This window comes from Streptomyces daqingensis, from assembly GCF_014645895.1.
Taxonomy (GTDB): domain Bacteria; phylum Actinomycetota; class Actinomycetes; order Streptomycetales; family Streptomycetaceae; genus Streptomyces; species Streptomyces daqingensis.
Genome location: NZ_BMMP01000022.1, coordinates 1 through 20,304, shown reverse-complemented (window position 1 = coordinate 20,304; position 20,304 = coordinate 1). Strand labels below are relative to the sequence as shown.

At 72.1% G+C, this 20,304-nt stretch carries 11 protein-coding genes and 1 pseudogene; 6 read left to right on the top strand and 6 right to left on the bottom strand.

Going from position 1 to position 20,304, the window contains the following annotated elements:
• Positions 1-651: 651 nt before the first annotated feature.
• Positions 652-1,575 carry a DUF2382 domain-containing protein gene (locus IEY56_RS25260; RefSeq protein WP_189039582.1) on the top strand — a complete coding sequence of 308 codons (924 nt, stop codon included), beginning with the start codon at positions 652-654 and terminating at the stop codon, positions 1,573-1,575.
• 75 nt (positions 1,576-1,650) lie between these two features.
• On the opposite strand, the gene trmB is transcribed toward IEY56_RS25260, so the two are convergent.
• From trmB to IEY56_RS25245, 3 genes are all read right to left on the bottom strand, one after another.
• Entirely contained in the window at positions 1,651-2,418 is a 768-nt protein-coding gene (trmB, locus tag IEY56_RS25255; protein ID WP_189039629.1) for a tRNA (guanosine(46)-N7)-methyltransferase TrmB, read from the bottom strand.
• A 97-nt stretch (positions 2,419-2,515) separates the two neighbouring features.
• The gene (gene lhgD / locus IEY56_RS25250; protein ID WP_189039581.1) at positions 2,516-3,958 is read right to left on the bottom strand and encodes an L-2-hydroxyglutarate dehydrogenase; all 1,443 of its coding nucleotides are present in this window, start codon (positions 3,956-3,958) and stop codon (positions 2,516-2,518) included.
• 429 nt (positions 3,959-4,387) lie between these two features.
• Positions 4,388-5,884 carry an NsdA family TPR-like regulatory protein gene (locus tag IEY56_RS25245; RefSeq protein WP_189039580.1) on the bottom strand — a complete coding sequence of 499 codons (1,497 nt, stop codon included), beginning with the start codon at positions 5,882-5,884 and terminating at the stop codon, positions 4,388-4,390.
• 1,086 nt (positions 5,885-6,970) lie between these two features.
• Here IEY56_RS25245 and IEY56_RS28705 point away from each other — a divergent pair.
• Both IEY56_RS28705 and IEY56_RS28700 read left to right on the top strand, forming a co-directional pair.
• Positions 6,971-9,805, top strand: a complete 2,835-nt coding sequence (locus tag IEY56_RS28705) for an asparagine synthase-related protein (protein WP_229712190.1) — start codon at positions 6,971-6,973, stop codon at positions 9,803-9,805.
• A 567-nt stretch (positions 9,806-10,372) separates the two neighbouring features.
• The gene (locus tag IEY56_RS28700; RefSeq protein WP_229712202.1) at positions 10,373-10,531 is read left to right on the top strand and encodes a hypothetical protein; all 159 of its coding nucleotides are present in this window, start codon (positions 10,373-10,375) and stop codon (positions 10,529-10,531) included.
• Between the two features lie 1,640 nt (positions 10,532-12,171).
• Here IEY56_RS28700 and IEY56_RS29135 read toward each other — a convergent pair.
• Positions 12,172-12,597 (bottom strand): annotated as a pseudogene (locus tag IEY56_RS29135) (RNA polymerase sigma factor); the annotation flags it as partial.
• Between the two features lie 286 nt (positions 12,598-12,883).
• Positions 12,884-13,765 (bottom strand): TetR/AcrR family transcriptional regulator, encoded by an 882-nt coding sequence (locus tag IEY56_RS25225; protein ID WP_229712189.1) that lies wholly within the window; start codon positions 13,763-13,765, stop codon positions 12,884-12,886.
• 448 nt (positions 13,766-14,213) lie between these two features.
• Between IEY56_RS25225 and IEY56_RS25220 the strand changes: the two genes are divergently transcribed.
• The gene (locus IEY56_RS25220) at positions 14,214-15,602 is read left to right on the top strand and encodes an NAD(P)/FAD-dependent oxidoreductase (RefSeq protein WP_229712198.1); all 1,389 of its coding nucleotides are present in this window, start codon (positions 14,214-14,216) and stop codon (positions 15,600-15,602) included.
• A gap of 217 nt (positions 15,603-15,819) precedes the next feature.
• The gene (locus IEY56_RS25215; protein WP_189039578.1) at positions 15,820-17,841 is read left to right on the top strand and encodes an ATP-binding SpoIIE family protein phosphatase; all 2,022 of its coding nucleotides are present in this window, start codon (positions 15,820-15,822) and stop codon (positions 17,839-17,841) included.
• Between the two features lie 13 nt (positions 17,842-17,854).
• Here IEY56_RS25215 and IEY56_RS25210 read toward each other — a convergent pair whose 3' ends face one another.
• Positions 17,855-19,204: an MFS transporter gene (locus tag IEY56_RS25210; RefSeq protein WP_229712188.1), complete on the bottom strand. Its 1,350-nt coding sequence runs from the start codon at positions 19,202-19,204 to the stop codon at positions 17,855-17,857.
• 133 nt (positions 19,205-19,337) lie between these two features.
• On the opposite strand from IEY56_RS25210, the gene IEY56_RS25205 reads away from it, so the two are divergent.
• A complete protein-coding gene (locus tag IEY56_RS25205; RefSeq protein WP_189039576.1) occupies positions 19,338-19,883 on the top strand; it encodes a MarR family winged helix-turn-helix transcriptional regulator in 546 nt (181 codons plus the stop codon).
• Positions 19,884-20,304: the final 421 nt, after the last annotated feature.

Sequence of the window (20,304 nt, the reverse complement as noted above, 5' to 3'; positions counted from 1 at the left end):
GGAGCCTGGTACGGGTGGGACGGGACCTGCTGAGCGGGCTGCGCGACGGGGGACGGCGGCTGCCCTCCGTCCTGCGGTTGCGTCCCTGCCCCCGCTTGCGGAGAACGCGGGCCGTGTGTCAGCGGGTCCTGCCCGGGCCCGGCCTGTGACGGTCTCCGGGGCGGACGCGACGGCAGGGGCGGCAAAGGCTGCTGGGACTGCTGCGACGGCTGAGTTGGCTGGGATCTGCGGGACGAGTCGGAGGAGGGCCCGCTCCCCTCAGGGCCGGCACCCGCGGCCCGGCCCCCGTCCGCGTCCCCGTCCGCGACCGGCCCCGCCTCAGGCCCGCTCTCCGGAGCCGTCCCCGGGGTCTCGCCGGTGCCGCGGCCTCCGCCGGCCGCACCGGCGCCTTCCGCATACGTGGGCGCGTCAGCCGCGCCGGAAGCCTCGTCGTCCACCACTCGACAGTAACGAGGCGGAGGCCTGCTCGCGGCGGGTGTTCCGGATTGCCGGAGATCGCCGGGGACCAAGCCCCACTCAGAGCCTCGAAGGATGTTTTTCACTCATATGGCCCAATTTGCGTGCTGATGTGTGGCTGGGAGGTGCGGCTTGTGCCGCACGGCGTTTGCCTTGGAAGTGGAGTGATACGCCATTGGGAGTAGGAGGCTCTTCATGATCTCCCAGGAGCAGATTCCCGCCGTGGTCGACCACATGATCTACGACGCGGACGGCAAGAAGATCGGCGAGGCCCGGCACGTCTTCCTCGACGAGCGCACGGGGGAGCCGGAGTGGGCGACGGTCCGCACGGGCCTGTTCGGTACGCAGGAGACGTTCGTACCCATCCACGAGGGCCGCGTGGTCGGCGACTACCTCGAGGTGCCGGTCCCGAAGACCAAGGTGAAGGACGCCCCGCACATGGACGTCTCGAAGGGGCGGCTCACCGAGCAGCAGGAGCGGGAGCTCTACAACTTCTACGGCTTCGACTGGGACGAGCCCATGCCGTCCCGCGGTGAGGACACCTCGGCAGGCGGCACCGGCGCGGCCGGCACCGTGGCGGGGACCGCGGCCGGCGCGGGTACGGCGGCAGCGGGATCCGCGGCCGGCGAGGAGAGCTCGGCGTCCACGGCCGGAGCCACGTCCACCGGCGCGATGCCGTACGGCAGCGAACGTGCCGGGGCCGGAAGCGCGACGGGATACGGCACGGGCCGAGCCCAGGACGCCATGACGCGTTCCGAGGAGCGTCTGCGCGTGGGCACCGAGCGCTACGAGACCGGCCGCGCGCGGCTGCGCAAGTACGTCGTGACCGAGGACGTCGAGCAGACCGTGCCGGTGCGCCACGAGGAGGTGCGTATCGAACGCGAGCCGATCAGCGAGGCCAACAGGGACGACGCGCTGAGCGGCCCGGCGATCACGGAGGACGCCTACGAGGTCGTCCTGCACGACGAGCGTCCGGTCGTGGAGACCGAGACCGTTCCGGTGGAGCGGATCCGGCTCGTCACGGAGGAGCACGTCGAGCAGGAGACCGTGCACGGCCAGGTGCGTAAGGAGCGCATCGAGGTCGAGGGGATCGACGACACGTCCTACGGGACCCTCTGACCTGACCCGCACCGTCGGCGGCCGTCGTCAGCAGCTCGCGGCGGCGGCCGTCAGCGGTATTCGACGGGGCGGCCGTCAGCGGCGGCGGAACAGCAGGTCGCGGACCTTGTGGCCCTTCGTGAGCCCGGCTTCCTCGAAACGGGTGAGGGGGCGGACGTCGGGCCGCGGGGCGAACCCCCCGTCGGGCTGCGTGTTCTCGTACGCCGGATGGCCCGAGAGCACGTCGAGCATCTGCTCGGCGTACGGCTCCCAGTCCGTCGCGCAGTGGACGAGCGCGCCTGAACGGAGCGGTTCCGCGGCGAGGTCGAGGAACTCCGGCTGGATCAGACGCCGCTTGTGGTGCCGCTTCTTCGGCCACGGGTCCGGAAAGTAGACCCGCAGCCCGGAGAGGGAGCCGGGGGCGAGCATCTCGCGGAGCAGGATGATCGCGTCCCCGTTCCCCACGCGGACGTTGGTCAGCCCGCGTTCGTCCGCGAGGCGCAGCAAGTTGCCCTGGCCGGGGGTGTGCACGTCCACGGCGAGGACGCGTGTCTCCGGCTCGGCGGCGGCCATGTCGGCGGTCGCCTCCCCCATGCCGAATCCGATCTCCAGCACGACGGGGCGTTCGGACGGACCGTTCGGCTGCCCGGAACCGGACGCCTCCGGCTCGTCCTCCGCGAACAGTTCGTCCAGGTCCAGCCGCCGCAGCCCGTCGATCTCGAAGCCCCAGCGCGGCCACAGCCGTCGCAGCGCCGCTCGCTGACCCGCGGTGACGCGGCTGCGGCGGGGCTGGAAGCTGCGGATGCGCCGCTCGTGGTGCGAACCGGCCGGGTCCGCTGAGGGGCCGTCGCCGTCGGGGAACATGGCAGGTTTCTCAGACACAGTGCTTCCACTGTAAGGGCGTTGCCGAGGGGGCCGGGAACGCGGCGGGGGACGCCTGCCGGGCACCGGCTTTCGCCTCTCAGCGGCGGTCGCGTGCAGCGTCCGCAGTGCGCGCCGCGGGGCTCAGCGGGCTCAGCGACTCGAGCGCCGCCAGCGCCCTGCCCGCGATCTCCCGGCCGATCGGCAGCGACGCCGTCGCCGCGGGGGACGGGGCGTTGAGGACGTGGACCGCGTGCTGCCCTTCCGTGATGAGGAAGTCGTCGACGAGCGTCCCGTCGTGCAGCACCGCCTGTGCCCGCACACCCGCGGGGGACGGTACGAGGTCCTCTTCGGCGACCTCCGGCAGCAGCCGCCGTACCGCCCCGGTGAAGGCCCGCTTCGACAGCGACCGGTGCAACTCCCCTGCCCCGTAACGCCAGTGGCGGCGGGCGACGCGCCACGTGCCGGGATGGGCGAGCACCCCCGCCAGCTCGCGCGGGCGGACCGTCCGCCAGTCGTAACCCTCGACGGCCAGCGCGGGTACGGCGTTCGGGCCGATGTGCACGCCCCCGTCGACGCCGCGGGTGAGGTGGACGCCGAGGAAGGGGAACGCGGGATCGGGCACCGGGTAGACGAGACCGCGCACCAGATCCTCACGCTCGCGGCGGAGTTCGAAGTACTCGCCGCGGAAGGGGAGGATGCGCGCCGGCGGATCGTCCCCCGTCAGCCGCGCCAGCCGGTCGCAGTACAGGCCCGCGCAGTTGACGATCACGCGGGCGCGCACGACCGTGCTGCCGCCGTGCACCGTCTCGGCGCGGGCGCGGGCGCCGGATCCGGAGGTGTCCGAAGGTGCTCCGGAACGGAAGGCGCCGGAACGGGATTCCGATGGGGAAGCGGCGGCCGGGGAGGCGGATCGCGTAGGTCCGCGGCCGCGGACGCGGACGGCCACGCCCCTCCCCGGGCGGCGGTCCACCGCCGTGACCTCGGCGCCGTACCGCACGACGGCGCCGCCGTCCTCCGCGAGTCGAGCCAGCCGGCGCGTGACGGCGCCGAAGTCGCACACTCCTGTCGTGCCGACGTGGATGGCGGCCAGACCCCGTACGTGCGGCTCGCGTTCGGCGAGCTGGGCCGGCCCCAGCTCCCGTACCGGAATGCCGTTCTGCCTGCCGCGCTGGATGAGGGCGTGCAGCCGCGGCAGCTCGTCGCGCCCCGTGGCCACGATCAGCTTGCCGGTGACCTCGTGGGGGATGCCGTGCTGCGCGCAGAAGTCGGTCATCTCGGCGGCACCGCGCACCGCGAACCGCGCCTTGAGCGACCCGGGACGGTAGTAGATGCCGCTGTGGATGACCCCGCTGTTCCGTCCCGTCTGGTGGCGGGCCGGGCCGGGCTCCTTCTCCAGCACGACGACGCGGGTGCCGGGGGCGGCACGGGTGACGGCGTAGGCCGTGGACAACCCGACGATGCCGCCGCCGACGATCAGGACGTCGCAGTCGAAGCGCTCGGCGGGGCGGCCGGGTGGGGGGCTGCCGGAAGACGTCGGCACTGGTGAGGCCCTTCCCGTGGTCGTGCTGGCGGTGCTCGTTGTGCTGGTGGTACTGGCGGTGCTGGACGTGTTGGACGTGCTGCCGGTGCTGCGCGCCGGGCGCGGCGGAGGGGCCGCGTGCGCCCGCCGGGCCTCTGCTCCGGACCGGTTCGCGGAGCGACCCGCGGAGCCGCTCCGGGTGTCGGCCGGAACGGTGGCGTCGGTGGGCACGTCCTCCATCATGACCTCACCACCGACAGCGGGCTGCGGCGCGGGTCACGCGGGCGGCGAAGGCCGCGCAGGCGGGTGGTGCAGGTCACGGACGTCGCACGGGCGGTGCGCGTCACGTGGACCGTGAAGTCCGGGCCCGCGGGGGCGGCGCGGCAGCCGGCGCCTCCGCCCGCCGCGCCGGTGCGGTCGCCCGCCGTGCTCGCGCGGTCCGCCGCCGCGTCACGCCGGAGCCGCCAGCAGCGGCCGGGCCTGCTCGCGCAACTCGACGACCTGGGGCTCGTCGCCGTACGGCTCCAGCCGGTTCAGCAGATCCCGTACGTACTCGGTCGTACGCGCGGACGAGATGCGCCCGGCGACCTCGACGGCGCGCGCTCCGGCCGCGCAGGCCGCGTCCAGGTTCCCCGACTCCAGTTCGGCGACGGCGGAGACGACGAGCCGCAGCCCGTGCGAACGTACGAACTCCTCCGTCGGCTTGGAGAGCGCCTTCTCCGTGAAGCGCCGTACCTGGCGAGGGGCCTTCAGATCGCGGTAGCACTCCGCCGCGTCCGCCGCGAGCCGGTCGTAGGAGTAGAAGTCGAGCCACGACGGGTCGGCGTCGCCCTCGCGGGCGCGCTCCAGCCAGCTCTCCGCGTCGGAGAGCGCCGCGCCGCACGCGTGGGAGTCGTTGGCCTTGGCGTGCGCGCGGGCTTCGACGAGGCGGAAGAAGCTCATCGTGCGCGCGGTGGCCAGACCCCGGTTGCGTTCCACGGCGGCCTGCGCGAGGTCGACGCCTTCGTCGGCGAAGCCGCGGTAGGTCGCCTGCAGCGACATCGAGGCCAGCACGTACCCGCCGAGCGGCACGTCCGCCGCCGCTCTGGCCAGCCGCAGAGCCTGGATGTAGTAGCGCTGGGCCGCTTCCTGCTGGCCCGTGTCGAAGGCCATCCACCCTGCGAGGCGCGTCAGTTCGGACGTGGCGCCGAAGAGGGAGCGGCCCACTTCGTCGGTGTACGCACCGAGCAGCAGCGGGGCGGCGTCCACCCGCAGGCACTCGGGCACCATCGACGAACGCCAGTCGCCGCCGCCGTACTTGGAGTCCCACCGGCGTGCCTCCTCCGCCGCCTCGCGGAGCTTCGCCACGTCGGCGTGGCCGACGCGCAGCGGCGGGGCCGGCACCTCCGCCTCGCCCTGGGGGACCTGGCCGCCTGCCGCGGCGTCCGGCGGACCGGCCCCCGTGGAGGAGCTGTCGGCCGCGGTACCCGGATCGCGCGCGACCGTGCTGTCAGCGGGAGTTATGAGCCAGCGCGACGCGGGCGTCGCGTAGGCGCTCACCGCGAACGACCCCGCCAGCGACTGCCAGATCCCGCCGCCGCCGCGCCGTCCGCCGTGCAGATCCAGCCGGTAGAGGTCCGTGGCCGCCTTGACCGCCGCGCCCACGTCCCGCGGGAAGGCCAGGCCGACTTCGGGGGCCGGGTCCGCGTCCGCCAGACCGATCTCGTGGAGCGGGACGGGACGGCCGAGCTTGCTGCCGATCGCCGCGGCGATGAGATGGGGCGCCGCGCCTTGCGGGATCATCCCCTTGGAGACCCAGCGGGCGACCGACGTCTTGTCGTAGCGCAGCGTCAGACCGCGCTGCGCTCCCAAGTCGTTGACCCTGCGGGCGAGTCCGGCGTTGCTGATTCCTGCGAGGGCGAGAACGGTGCCGAGTTTCTCGTTCGGCCCGCGTGGCTCCCTGGACATGCGCGCACACCCCTGACACACCGACGGCCGCCCCACGCCCCGGTGCCGACCGGGAGGTGAGGCACCTCCTGCCCGCGCGAGAGGCGCGGGATGCCTCCCGGGGCCCTGCACGGCGCGGGAAGCACTGGGGACTTAGCGTAGTTCGCCGCATCCCCACCGTTAAGGGGCACCGGCTCGGATGGCGGGATTCGTGTACGTGCGCGATCGCCGCGGAGGGCCCGTCCGGCGGGCAGGGCGTCGGGGCGGACGCCGGTCGGGGCGCACCGGTTCGTGACTGTCCGCGTGTACGTGCGTCCGTCACGTGCCAAACCCCTTACGGCACAAGGCGGTCGGCCGAAAACGTGTGCGGAAAAACGTCGGATACCGGTATGCAGTTCGTGCTCCCGGCGTGTGGCCGTGCGCCCGTGCATGCGCCTGTGCGGGCCCCAGGGCGGGTTGTTCACTGAGTGCTGCGTGGGTCGGCCCGCTGTACTGGACCAGTGGGCTGGGGGAACCGCCGCCCCGTTCCCCGCGGGCGGACGGTCCGGCCCGGGAGGTTGGAGAAGCCTCCCGGGCCGTCGTCGTCTCCGCGCGTCCTCCGGCAGTTCTGTGCTCGCCCCCTCTCATCTCCCGTGTGGATTCTGGGGGTTCGGAGGGCTTCGCGCGGCGCACGGCAGGAGTCCGCGCCGGGCTCCGGCGGGCGCGGGGCGAACACGGGGCGTAGGGCCCGGGGCGGGCCCGGGCCTGGGCGGCGAGCCGACGTCAACGCCGCGCCCGCTACACATACTTGGCCGAATAACATCGGTCATCTGTGGGTTGCCCGGGGTCGACGCCAGTGGAATATGCCCCCAACCAGGCGGTTGACGGGCCGTGGACGGCGTTCGGACGGCGGCTCCCCGGGCCGCCTCCGGCCCTGCGGCGCGGAGGCCCGTCCTCCACGTCCGAACGGGCGCACGAGCCGCGCAACCCGCGTTCACGCACAGCGCGTTGGGCCAGATATGCGCCCCTTTCACGCCTCTCGTGCACCCGTCTCGTGGCAACATGGCCGCAGGGCAGCTGACGGCACGCTCACTAGAAGCGTCATTCAGGCAGCGGAGGCGGGCGGCGATGCGATGGTTGGTGGGATGGAGCAGCGCCTCGCCGGGAGGCGGCAGCATCACCCCCGGCACACTGCAGCCGGTCGGCGCCCAACTGCTGTGGAACGAACCCGACCCCCTCTGGGCGGTCGGTGACTGGCGTCCCGACGAAGTCCGCATCGTGCAGGCCGACGGCAACCGCCTCGCCGTCTTCGGCTGTTGCGGAGCGAGCGACGAGCAGCTGCGCCTCGGCCTGTCCGCCGCCCGCGGCGGCGCCTACCGCCATCTGACGGCCTGGCCCGGCAGTTACACGGCCGTCGCCTCCGTCGGACGGCGGCTCACCGTCACCTCCGACCTGGCCGGCGTCCGCCCCGTCTTCCACACCCCGTGGGACGGCGGCACCGCCTACGCGACGGCGGCCCTCCCGCTCGCCGACCTCATCGAGGCCCAACTCGACATCGGCCACCTCGGCGCGCTGCTGGCCTGCCCCGACTCGCCCGAAGCGCTCGGCGATGGAACGCCCTACGAAGGCGTGCGGCGCGTTCTCCCCGGCCACGCCCTGATCCTCCGCGAAGGCGGCAGCCGCGAGGTCACGAGCTACGAACCCTCCGCCTCCCTCGTCGTCTCCGCGCCCCCTCCCGTCGATCCGGACGAAGCGGTCGCGGCCGTACGGGACGCGCTCGTCGAAGCGGTGCGCGCACGGCTGTCGGCACCGCGGCACGCGTCGGAGAACGGCCAGGGGTACGGACAGGCCCGGCAGCCGCGGGGCAGCGGGGAAGGGCATGGCGGACACGAGCGCGAGAGGGACGCATGGGACGGCCGCCCCGGCCGGGACGCCCCGCACAGGGACTTCGACGGTGCGGCGTACGGCGGGTCGGCCTACGGGACGTCCGCGTACGGGACGTCCGCGTACGGAAACCCGGGACCCGGCGGTACGGCGCCCGGAGGGTCGGGCGGTCCCGCGTACGACGCGTATGAAGGGGTCGCCTACGGCAACGGAACGCGTCCGCGGGGCGACGAGCCGTACGGAAGCAGCGCGTACGGCGCCTACGACGACCGCGTGTACAGAGCCCCGATCTACAGGGACCCGGCCTACAGCGACCCCTCACCCAGGACGAGTTGGACTGCCGGCGACACCGACGGTGGTCCGTACAGCTCAAGTGCCCCTGACGGCATGGCGTTCGGCGCGTACGGCGGCAGCGGGTATGACGGCAGCGCGTACGGCAGCGACGCGTACGGAGGCGGCGGGGGCGCGGAGGGAACCGGCGGCGGGCGGAGCCCCGGCGGCGCCGGACCGCGCGCCAACGGCCGTACGGGCGGCAGCGGTTACGGCGAAGGCAGGTACGGCGACAGCAGCTACGGCTACGTCGCCCCGGGCATGGAGGACCGCGATCCCGGCCCCGTACCCGGCATGGGCCCCGCCGACCGGCGCGCCGCACGAGGCGGGCCCGCACCCGGAGTCGGCGCCGACCTGTCCGGCGGCCCCGCCTCCGGCACCCTCGCCCTGCTCGCGTCCGGCCTGCCCGGGATGCCCGGCACCGTGCACGGCACCCTCGGCGCGGAAGCCGGTGAGCGGCTTCTGGCGGTGACCTTCAACGACCTGACGAGCCGCGCCGCTTCCGCCGCCGCGGAAATGGAACGCGCCCGCACCATGGCCGAGAACCCGCGACTGCACCACCTCGTCGTCGCGGCATCGGAAGAGGCCCTGCCCTACACCGAGTTGGAAGGCCCGCTCACCGACGAGCCAGGGCCGTCGCTCGTCGTTGCCGACAGACACCGGCAGCGCCTGGCGGCAGGCAGCTCCGACCACTTCGTCGGCTTCGGCGCCCGCCCCGTCATGGACGCGCACCCGGCCCGCCTCGCCGACCTGCTGATGGACCGCAGACGCCGTCATCTGCTGCGCCCCGTAGCGGCGTTGGCGCGGGCGGAGGACGTACCGCCCGGACGCTCGGTCCTCGTGCCCTGGACGGTCTACCGCGCCGCTCGCCGCCTCGCACGTACGCAGTACCGCGACGGCATCACGGAGACCGCCGTACGGCTGCGCACCGGCGGCTTCACCGCCAACGGGACGGGTGCGAAACGGAGTTCGGACAAAGGCGCGGGCAACGGCGAGGGGAAAGGTTTTGCCGACCTCGGCGCCGCCGACGTTCCTGGCGGATACAGCAGCGAGGGCGCAGTCGGAGCATCCGTGGCCGCACTCACCTGGTGCCGTCCGGGGCCCGCGGCGCGGTGGCTCACCGGCGAGACGCTCGCCGAGGTGTCCCTGCGCCTGGACGCCGCGGCCCGGCACCGCCCCACGGTGGAGCGTCCCGGGGAACGCCGCGCCCGCGCCGCCCTCGCACGCCAGGCCGCCGACTACCGCGTCCTCGAACAGGCCGCCGAGATCCGCAACCAGCGGCTCCATGCCCCCTTCTACGACAACCAGGTCGTACGGGCCTGCCGCGACCTGCCGGAATCCCTGCGGGTGAAACCGGGCGCACGGGCGTCGGTACTCCGAGCCGTACTGAAAGGCGCAGGCGTGCACGACCTGCCCGCAGGCTGGGGCGCTCCCTCGCACGCCGCCCAGACCGCGTCCGTACGCGCCGGACTCCGCAACGCGGCAGCCGACCTTCTCCAGCTCTTCGACGCACCGCTCCTCGCCGAAGCCGGACTCGTGGAGGCCAGGGTCGTACGCAAGGCCCTCCGCGCCGCGTCACAGGGCGAACAGCTCCCGCTCGACGGCCTGGCAGACCTCGTCTCCACGGAGCTGTGGCTGCGGCGGCTCATCTCCCGTCGCGGCACGTGCTGGACGGGTTCCGCCGCTCCCCGTCAGCGGGCGGTCGCGGGCGGAGTGCTGCCTGCGACGCAGCAGCGCCCCGCTCTCTGACGGCCGGGTGCAGCGGTGGGCGATTGACGCGAGGTGACCGGGGCGGTCCGGTCCGACAGCGGGTGACCGAGCGGGGAGCGACCCCGGGCCGGAGCGGGTTCCGTACCTCGGAGGTCAAGTCCTGGGAGAGAGCGACGACCCGGTGAGCGCAGTACCCCTTCGAGAAGTAGTGGCGGACGGGTGGTGGGGGACGGACAGCGGCGGACGGTCTGTGGTGCTCGGCCGCTGCCGCCTGCGGGCGCCGGAGGCACGAGCCGTGCCGTACGGCCTGGCGGGAGGCGTCCGAGTCGGCGTCATGGGATCCGACCCGGGCGGGACGGTGCATGTGGGCCCGGCAGCCGAACCGACCGCGCTGACACGGACGCTGACGCTTCGGCGGTCGTCGAGGTGGCCGACGCGGCAGTCGTCGCGACGGGGACTGCCGTCACGAAGGCCGAACCCGCGAGGGCCTTTGCCGTAGGAGCCGTTGCCGAACCCGTCGAGGCAGACGCTGTGGAGGCGGGCGCCGCAGACGCTGTCTCCGTCTTCGCCTCCGTCCCCACGTGAACCGGTACTGCAATGGGATCCGTGGAGGCCGTCTCCGGCGCCACGGAGGCTGTTGTCACGGAGGCAGGCAGTGCGCTGGGAACCATGGAGGCCGTCTCTGTCTCCGCGAAGGCCGACACTGCGGTGGGATCCGTGGAGGCCGTCACGGTTGAGACGGTGCTCTCGGAAGGGACCGCCTGAGGGCTGAACGCGGGGGAAGACGGCGAGGTCTCAGAATCCGGCGAAGAGGTTGGCCCGCCTGACGTCTGCGTGGCGTCATTGTCACCGCCCGCAATGAGCCGGGCCCTCCACGGGCCCTTCGGCCGAGTCAGGGGCAGTCCGTGCCGTGCGTCTGAGCTCGAACCGTCTTTCTCGGTACGGAGTTTGGACCGCGCACCCGGCGTCCCCAGATCGCCGCTCCCGGGCCTCGTCGACCGGGACTTCCGTCCTGTGGACGGACCTGGCGCGGACTCTTGGGCCCCCGACCCAGGAGGAACGGGCTCCACCTCGCGGCCAGGTGGCTGAGGCGCATTGCTGGACGCGGCCCCTTCCGGGGCCCCCGCCCCCGCCCCCTCCGTCCTACCGCCCGCCAAGGCGAAGATGAGCGTCACGCCGGCCACCGCCGCAGCCAGCGCACCGGCGCTCACCTGCAAGGCTGCGCCGAGCCGCCTGTGCGAGCCCGCGGCCGCGCAGGCCGGCCCAGGCGTCCCCTGGTCACGACCTTCCGCCCCGGCCCGCCTCCACCGCCCCCACAGTCGCGCCCCCGACCGCGGACGCGGCCACGCCGGCTGTCTCCACCGTCCCTCTCGTCTCGACCACCCCGCATGCCTCGACCGCCCCGAGCGATGGGCCACTTCCGACCGACGCGCCTGCCCGACCGCATCAGCCCTGCCGCCCGCGCCGACCCCGTCAGCTGTGTCGCTCACGTCAGCCCCGCCGGACCCGTCAGTCGAGCCAGTCACGTCAGCCTTGCCATTCACGTCAGTCTTGCCAGTCACGTCGGCCACGTCAGCGTCGCCCCCGACGTCGGCCTCTACCGCTCCGACAACCTCCCCGGTGCCGTCGGGCGTGCCGCTGCGCAGCGTCACGGACGTCTCCGCCTCACCCGTCGGCTCCGTGACGCCCGTGCTGCTGAGCAGAGCACCGAAGGCTTCGGCCCCACCGTCCGAGGCGAACCAGCCCAGGAAGGCCACCGGCGCGAGCACCCGAAGGCGTTCGTTGAGGTCTATGACCTCCGCTGTCGCAGCCCGGCACTGCGGGCAACGCTCCAGGTGCTTCCGCATCCCCGACTTGGCACGCGCACGGAGTCCTCCTCGCGCGTACTCGTCGAGCTGTGACGAGTAACGGGCGCAGTCCCCTCCGCACGTGTGCGAGCGATGGATGTGCGCCTGCAGGTACGCGCGGCGCAGGTTCTCGCGTGCGCTGCGTGCCGCGGTGGCCGCCGCGTCTTCCGTGAGCACCGGCATGGGTGCGACGTGTGCAGGTCTCTGTCTCCCTTCCTCGATCGTCGTGTGCCAGAGCACGGCCTGCTCCCTGGCTGACAGAGCATTGAAGGCCTGGACGACCAGCGTGCGTTCAGCTGCGAGTATCGCCAGGACATCGGCGCCGAGCTCCTGGTTCTCCTCGGCCGACGGCCCTTCACCGTCGTCCTCGACCTGAGTGCCTGACGGCGGCTCATCTGACGTCTGCTTGCCCGACCACTGCTCGTCCGACGACCGCGCGCCGGCCGCCGTCCGCACGCCTGCCGACAGCACGCCCACGGTCCTTACGCCTGACGGTTCGACCACCGGAGACTGCCTGAACAGCTCGCTCCATCCATCGAGTTGATCCCGTTGCTCACTCCTCGCCCATCCCGTGGCGACGGGCCGTACGGACGCCAGTAGGTAGGCGCGAACCGACGTCTGAGGGCCCTTTCCGCCGCGTACCGCCCACAGCATCCGGGCGAACACCTCGTCGGCGAGGGCGTCCGCTGTCTTCCAGCTCCGGCAGCAGGTGCGGGCGTAGCGCCGGACCGATCTCACATGGCGCCGGTACAGCTCGTCGTAGGCAGAAGGTTCCCCGTCGCGCAGGCTCCGCAGGAGGTCGGCGTCGGTGGGCCGGGCGCCGCAACCAGCCCCAGCCCCCGCCCCAGCCGTAGCCGCAACCTCGAACCCGATCCCGCTCCCGGCCTCGGAGCCGCGCTCGTGGTGAGAGTGAGACCGCTGAGACCGACCCCCGTATCCGCTCGGCGCCCCTTCCGGGGAAGGGGCCCGGAGAGGCCGGTTCATGCCGGCGCTCCCCGGGTTCACGTTCACGGGCCTCCCGAGATCCTCCCGCTCCTCAGCACCCATCGCAGTGGCCCCCGCACACGCTGTCGCAGCCAAGTCCCGGGCAAGACTGGCACAGCGTTGACGAGCAGTGATCGCTACGCCGGATCAGTCACCCGTCCGAGGGGAATCGCGGTCTGAATCCACGCATTCCGGGCGTGTGAGGCGATCGGTCCGGTAGTGGCGATCTCTGCCGAGGCGGCGGCCACCGCCGTGGCCTGCGGCGTCGCGCCCTCTGACGGCGGCGTTACGCCCTCTGCCGGGGGCGGAGCCCTTCGAGGAGTATGTCGAGCAACCGCCGTGACGCCGCCGCCTGCTGGACGGCGTCCGGAAGCGAGGGCGCGGCAGTGGCTATCACCAGGAGGACGTCGCCGACGGTGACATCGGCACGCAACTCACCCGCGTCACGGGCTCGTTGCACCAGCTGGCCGACCATGCCCAGCAGCTCCGCGCAGCCGGACTCCTCCTCGAACTCTCCGAGCTGCCCGACCGGCGCTTCGCCCGGCTGCTGCGAAAGCCCGTGCTGAGGCTGCTGCGACGGGATGCCGGAGCTGTCAGGCACAAGCCTCAGCCCCGAGCCCTGCTCCGTCCCGTACTCGGCCTGACGCTGCTGCGGCAGCCGCGCCGCGCTGTCCACTGCCGTCGCGTCCGTGCTCCATCCGTCCGCCCGGAGTATCCGGGGCGGCAGCAGCCGCCCGGCTCCCGAGGCCACCGACGCCCGCAGGAAGCGGGAGAGCGCGGACCACGGTTCGTCCTCCTGGGCCAGTGCCGCCCGCGCCTGTTCGGTGAGGCGCGCGGTCTCCTCCTCCGCGATGCGGCGGACGAGTACGTCCTTGCTGGGGAAGCGGCGGTAGACGGTTCCCACGCCGACGCGTGCCCGGCGGGCCACGTCCTCCATGGGGGCGCCGTAACCCAGCTCCCCGAAGACCTCCCGCGCGGCCCGCAGCACGTGCTCGAGGTTCCGCTGCGCGTCCACGCGCAGCGGAGTGGAGCGCGGAACGCCGGCTGCCTCTGCGGCGCCGTCGGAGATGCCGGCTCCGTGCAGGCCGCCGGACGCCGTGTTCACGGCGCCGGGTCCGCTGACTCCGTGGCCCGCCCCCTGGCTCCCGTTGTCAGGCACCGCCGCCATGGCAGCGGCAACCGAATGAGAGCCGTGAATACCCTGAATGCGCATAATTTTTTCCCCCGGTCATCAAGTCTCCCCCCGGAGACCCTTGCGCTGTTGCGGCCGGGGTTGCTGGAACCGCAGTCGTCAAGCACCGCTCCCCCGACGTCACGAAGATAGTTCAAACGCTGGTCGAGAGAGAAGGGGTGGGTTCACAGCTGCCCCGCAAAGGGGAACCCGGCCTTACGGGAGTTTCCGGAATACTTCATTCAGTGTCTCCTGCACGCGGATCTGACCTGCGGTTATGGAAATGTGTGCGAGTGCCGGAGGGAAACGGAGAGATAGCTTCCGCCAGTCACACGATTCCCTGAGCCTGTGGACAAACCACCTCTCGCGGGTGCGTCATGGACGGGTGACGAAGGCGAAGAACGAATCCGCGCGCATTCTCGTGATCGGGGGCGGCTACGTCGGCATGTACGCCGCCCTCCGCCTCCAGCGGAGGCTGAAGCACCAGCTCAAGGGCGTAGCACCCGGACGGAGCGACGGGGACGGCCTCCGCCTGGACTCGGGCCGGACCCCGGGAGACGATCTCGGCGCCGGCGTCGAGATCGTCGTGGTCAGCCCCGAGCCCTACATGACTTATCAGCCGTTCCTCCCCGAAGCGGCGGCCGGATCCATCTCCCCGCGGCACGTGGTCGTTCCCTTGCGGCGGGTCCTGAAGGGGTGCCGCCTCGTCATCGGTGAGGCAGTCTCCGTCGACCACGAGCGACGAGTGGCCCACGTCAAGACGCTCGCGGGGGAGGAGGAGGGCTCGGGACCGGTCGAGATCCCGTACACCGAACTGGTGCTGGCGCCCGGCTCCGTGTCGCGCACCCTTCCCGTGCCCGGACTCGCCGAGCACGGCATCGGCTTCAAGACGGTCGAGGAGGCCATCGGGCTGCGCAACCACGTGCTGGAACAGCTCGACATCGCGTCGTCCACCCGCGATCCCGAAGTGCGCGACGCCGCGCTCACGTTCGTCTTCGTCGGCGGAGGCTACGCCGGGGTCGAGGCGCTGGCCGAGCTGGAGGACATGGCGCGGTACGCCTGCCGCTACTACCACAACGTCCGCGCGGGGGAGCTGAAGTTCATCCTCGTCGAGGCAGCGGAGAAGATTCTTCCCGAGGTCGGCGAGGAGATGGGGCGTCACGCACTGCGCGAACTGCGGGCCCGCAACATCGACGTGCGGCTCGGCACCCGTCTGGACTCCTGCGAGAACAGGGTGGCCGTATTGAGTGACGGGTCCCGCCACCCCGCCCGGACGCTCGTCTGGACGGCCGGAGTCAAGCCGCACCCCGTCCTCCAGGCGGCCGGGCTGCCTCTGACCGAACGGGGCCGGCTCCAGTGCACCGCCCGGCTGAAGGTCGACGGCGTCGAGCACGCCTGGTCCGCGGGGGACGCGGCGGCTGTGCCGGACCTGGCCGCACGGGAGAAGGGAACCGACGGCGCCGTCTGCGCGCCCAACGCCCAGCACGCGGTGCGGCAGGCCAGGTTGCTGGCGGACAATCTCGCCGCCACGCTACGGGGTGAGCCGTCGAGCGATTACCGTCACGCTTACGCGGGCTCCGTCGCCTCCCTCGGCCTGCACAAGGGCGTCGCGCATGTCTACGGGCGCAAACTGAAGGGCTACCCGGCGTGGTTCATGCACCGGGTCTACCACCTCAGCCGCGTGCCCACGTTCAACAGGAAGGTGCGTGTGCTCGCCGAGTGGACGCTGGCGGGGCTGTTCAAGCGCGAGATCGTCTCACTGGGATCGCTCGAACATCCGCGTGCGGAGTTCGAGAGCGCCGCCGGCGCAGAGCGGCGTGGCAACGGAGAGTAAGCCTCCGCCCAGAGGGCTGCGGCACAGCTCGGGCCGGTCGGGGCACCTCGCGGAGATCCCGCCGGGTGGTCTCATGGGTGACGATGCGTGATCCAATGTGACCCCCTTGCACTCCGCGGAACATGTGACCATGGGTGGGCTCGCATCCGCACAGAGTGAGCAGTACGACGGCCCCGCGGACGGCCGTCTTCCGGACAACACGAGGAATCGGACGACCGTGAATTTCACGCGCTGGAGCGCCCGACTGCCCGGCACTCAGCGGCGCACCTCAGCCGCCCGGGCCGCCCGGGCGGCAGCGCAGGCGCAGCAGGCGTCCGAGCGCGAGGCGCCCGAACGTCCCGAGGACGGGGGCACCTCCGCGGAGGAAGCGGAGGAAAGCGCCGCCTCCTGCGACAGGGAGGGCACTGACGGCGTCGCCGCTGACTGCACGAGAACTGTTCCGGCAGCGCGAGGGGAGCGCCTGACGTCCACTGCACCCGCGGGCGTCGACACAGCGGCTGATCCGGCTTCTTCCGCCCATGGCGACGAAACCGGCGCGGACAGTACGACGCACCCGCCCGTGGGCGGCCTGCCCGCACCAGCCCAGGGCCCAGGGGAGGGGCCGCTCGCCACGGTCGACCGTAGAGCGGCATCCGCCGCGGCACTCGCGGCACCCGCAGGCGGCAAGAGCCCGAGTGCCCGGGTGACGCGCAGCCTCGACGCCCTGTCCGTGCACGATCTGCTGGGTCAGGTTCCCGCTCTCGCCGCTGTCGTCCACGGCCCCGAGCACCGCATCGCTTACGTCAACGACGCCTACAGAGCCGTCTTCGGGCCTCGCGCACAGGGCGACGCGGCTCGCGACGCCCTGCCGGAACTCGTCGAACTGGGTCTGCTGCCCCTCATGGACCAGGTCCTGCGCAGCGGGAAGCCGCGCACTGTGAAGTCACGGCGCGTCCCGCGTGCCGGAATCTCCCGCGAACAGCCGAACGCGCGTGACGCACGTGAGGGGCGCGAACCCAAGGACGCCTTCTACACGTTCACCTGTACGCCCATCACCGCGGACAGCGAGAACGGCGTGCTGATCTTCGCCGCCGACGTCACGGACCAGGTGGAGGCGGCAGAGCGGCTGCGGGTCAGCGAACGCCGCCAGCGGGAGGCCGCCGTCACGCTGCAGCGCAGCCTGCTGCCGCAGGAACTCGAACAGCCAGACGACCTCCGCGTCGCCGCCACCTACCAGCCGGGCGGGACGGAAGCAGCCGTCGGCGGTGACTGGTACGACGTCATCACCCTCGGCGCCGGCCGTACCGCCCTCGTCATCGGCGATGTCATGGGACGGGGAGTGCGCGCCGCAGCCGTGATGGGCCAACTCCGTACGGCTGTACGGGCCTACGCGCGGCTGGACCTCCCCCCGCACGAGGTCGTGCAACTGCTCGACGGCCTCGCCGCGGAGATCGACGCCAGCCAGATCGCCACCTGTGTCTACGCAGTGCACGATCCGAACGAAGGCCTCCTGCACTACGCCTCCGCAGGCCATCCGCCGATCATCGTCCGTGACGCCGACGGCGGTGTTCACCGGGCAGCCGAGCCGACAGGACCGCCGCTGGGCACGGGCGGCTGGGCGCACGTCTCCCGCTCCCTGCCGTTCGACCCCGGCTCTTCCGCTGTTCTCTACACCGACGGTCTTGTCGAACGCCGCGACGCCGACATCGACACCGGCGTCCTCACGCTCGAACGGGCCTTCGCCGGAGCGACGGGGTCGCCCGACATCGTCTGCGACCGGCTCCTGCGCTCCCTCGGCATCACCGCCGAACACGACGACGACGTGGCCGTCCTCGTCATGGAGCACCCGGCCCGTACGGGTCCCGACGCCGAGCTCTTCCACAACGCGGCCCTCGACCTGCTCGGCGGCACCGAAGCGGCCCCGCGCGCACGCGCGTTCGCCACCGGGGTGCTCTCGTCGTGGCGCTTCCCGAGGGAACTGCAGGATCTCGGCGTCCTCGCCGCCAGCGAACTCGTCGCCAACTCGCTGCAGCACGGCATCCCGCCCATGCGGCTGCGGCTGCGGCGCACGGACCGTCGCCTGATCGTGGAAGTCACCGACGGCGACGACCACTTGCCGCGCCGCCGCCGCGCCGAACCCGTGGACGAGGCCGGCCGCGGCATCTCCATCGTCGCCACCGTCGCCTCGACGTGGGGGTCGCGCAGGACGCCGGGGGGCGGCAAGTCCGTGTGGTGCGAGTTCGCCCTGCCGACCCCGTAGCCGCGCTGGCCGGTCAGTTCCCGGACGCCGCCAGCGCGTGCTCCTTCACCGGCGCGCCCTGCCCGTGCGCGAGGTCGTCGGCCGTCTCGCTCCGCCCCGCCACGACGACGGACCGGTACGGCCGGTCCTGCACGGGGGTCAGCCTCCTGCCGAGCCACAACGCGAGGACGCTCACGCCCAGCGAACAGCCCACGAGCAGCACGATGTAGAGCCCGTAGGCACCCGTCGCCGCGAGCAGCCCGCCGACCGCCGGACCGACTGCCAGCGCCAGCTGCTTCACCAGAGCGAAAGCCGAGTTGTACTGCCCCATCAGCCTGGCGGGCGCCAGGTCGGCGACCAGCGGTGCCACGGTGGGGGAGAGCATCGTCTCGCCCAGGCCGAACAGCGCGTACGTGCCGATGAGCAGAGCAGTGGCCACCGCCTGCGCGCCGTGTACGAGCCCCGACGCTCCGGCGGCCACCCAGGCAACCGCCCAGATGACGCCGACGAGCGCGACGACCCGGCTGCGCCGGCGACGCTCAACCAGCCGCAGCACGACGTACTGCGCGAGCACGATCACCGCGGTGTTGGCCGCCAGGGCCATGCCGAGCGTCGCGGGGGAGATGCGCGTGACCTCGATCGCGTAGGCGGAGAGCCCCGACTCGAACTGTCCGTAGCACGCGAAGAACAGCACGAACCCGAGCACGCACAGCAGCACCATCGACCGGTCCTGGAACAGCGCGCGCCAGTCGCTCCCGGCCTGTGCGGCAGGTCCCGCCTGACGCGACGGCGTCCGGCTGTCGTGCGCGGGACCGGTCAGGGGCAGACGGACGGTCGCGAGCACCACGGCCAGCACCACGAACATCGCGGCCTCGATGACGAACAGCAGCGTGAAGGTCCCGGGACGGTGCTCGTCCACCATCAGCCCGCCGAAGAGACCGCCGAGCCCGAGCCCGAGGTTGTTGAGGAAGAACTGGGTGGCGAAGGCGCGCGAGCGCGTCGCGGCGCCGGAGCAGGCCACGATCATGGTCGCCAGGGCCGGCTGGAGCACCGCGACCCCCGCACCCATCAGTGCGGAGGAGGCCAGGACGCCGAGTGCGTTCTCCGCCGCGGCGAAGCCCAGCGCGCCCACCGCACCGAGAAGTGAACCCAGGTAGGCGACCGGCATGGGGCCCCGCCGGTCGATCACCCTCCCCGTGAACGGAAGTACGGCGAGCGCCGCCGCGGCGAAGACCGCCATCACCGCACCCGCGGTGCCCTCCCCCAAGTCGCGCACGCGCGAGGCGTAGACGAACAGGAACGGTGCGGTGAAGCCGTTGCCGAATGCCGCCAACGCGTTCCCGCACTGGATCCGACGCAGCGCAGCGCTCATCGCCGTGGTCACACTCACCTACCTCTGGACGGAGGCCCCCGAGCGGGAGCCCTGAAGAACGAAGACTTCGAAGCTAAAATTCGAAGATAAAGAGTACATGGCGCAAGCCTTCAAGGCGAACGGCTTCGCGTGGGATACTCCAGGCATGCCATCCGCAGCCGGCCAGCAGCCCTCGCTCGACGAGCAGATCGCCATCTACCAGCGCGAATACCGCGACCTGGACCCTCAGGTGGAGAAGGTCGTGAACGCGCTGAGCCGCCTCGACCGCCGGATGAACGTGGCGTACGGCCGCCAGCTCGTGACTCTCGGCCTGGGCCACGCCGAGTGGGAGGTCCTCAAGGAGCTGGTCATGGCGGGCTCGCCGTACCAGCTCTGGCCCGGCACCATCGCCAAGCGGCTCGGCCTGACCCCCGCCGCCATGACCCACCGCATCGACCGGATGCTCGCCCAGGGACTGGTCACCCGCGAGCGCGACCCGGACAACCGGGTGCGCGTCATCATCGGGATCACCGACGAGGGGCGCGAGAAGTGGCTCCAGGTGATGCGCAAGGCCTCCGTCTTCGAGGAGGACCTTCTCCAGGACCTCACACGTTCCGAAAGGGGCCTGCTGGGCGAGCTCCTGACCCGCCTCCTGCGCCGCGTGGAGGACGCCCAGCCGGACGCGGGCGGCCGTCTGACCGACCTCGACTGAGCCCTCCAGGGAAGCCCCGAGCTGCAGGTTGACACCGCCGACCCCGATCCGTATTGTCCTCCGGGTTGCCGCGAAGCCGTGGTGCTTGTGGTGACGCTCTTGCCGTTCGTCGGCAGTCTCTGGGTTTGTTTGTCTCCCCGGTTCGCGGGGCTGGTTTTGTTGTGCCCTGTGTGGCTTATGGAATCGGTTCGGTGGATGTTTCCGGTGGCTCGATTTTGAGTCGCTGGGGGATGGCGAGTAATGTGGCGGCTGCGTCGGAAGGCGCCCCCGCCGGCCGGGGAAATCGGATTTACGGGTCCACCGCTCGGAAACGAGTCGGATCAAGAGTCTGATAGAGTCGGAAACACCGAGAGGGAAGCGCCCGGAGTGGCCTGTGAAAGGGTTGCGAAGGAAGCGTCCGTTCTTTGAGAACTCAACAGCG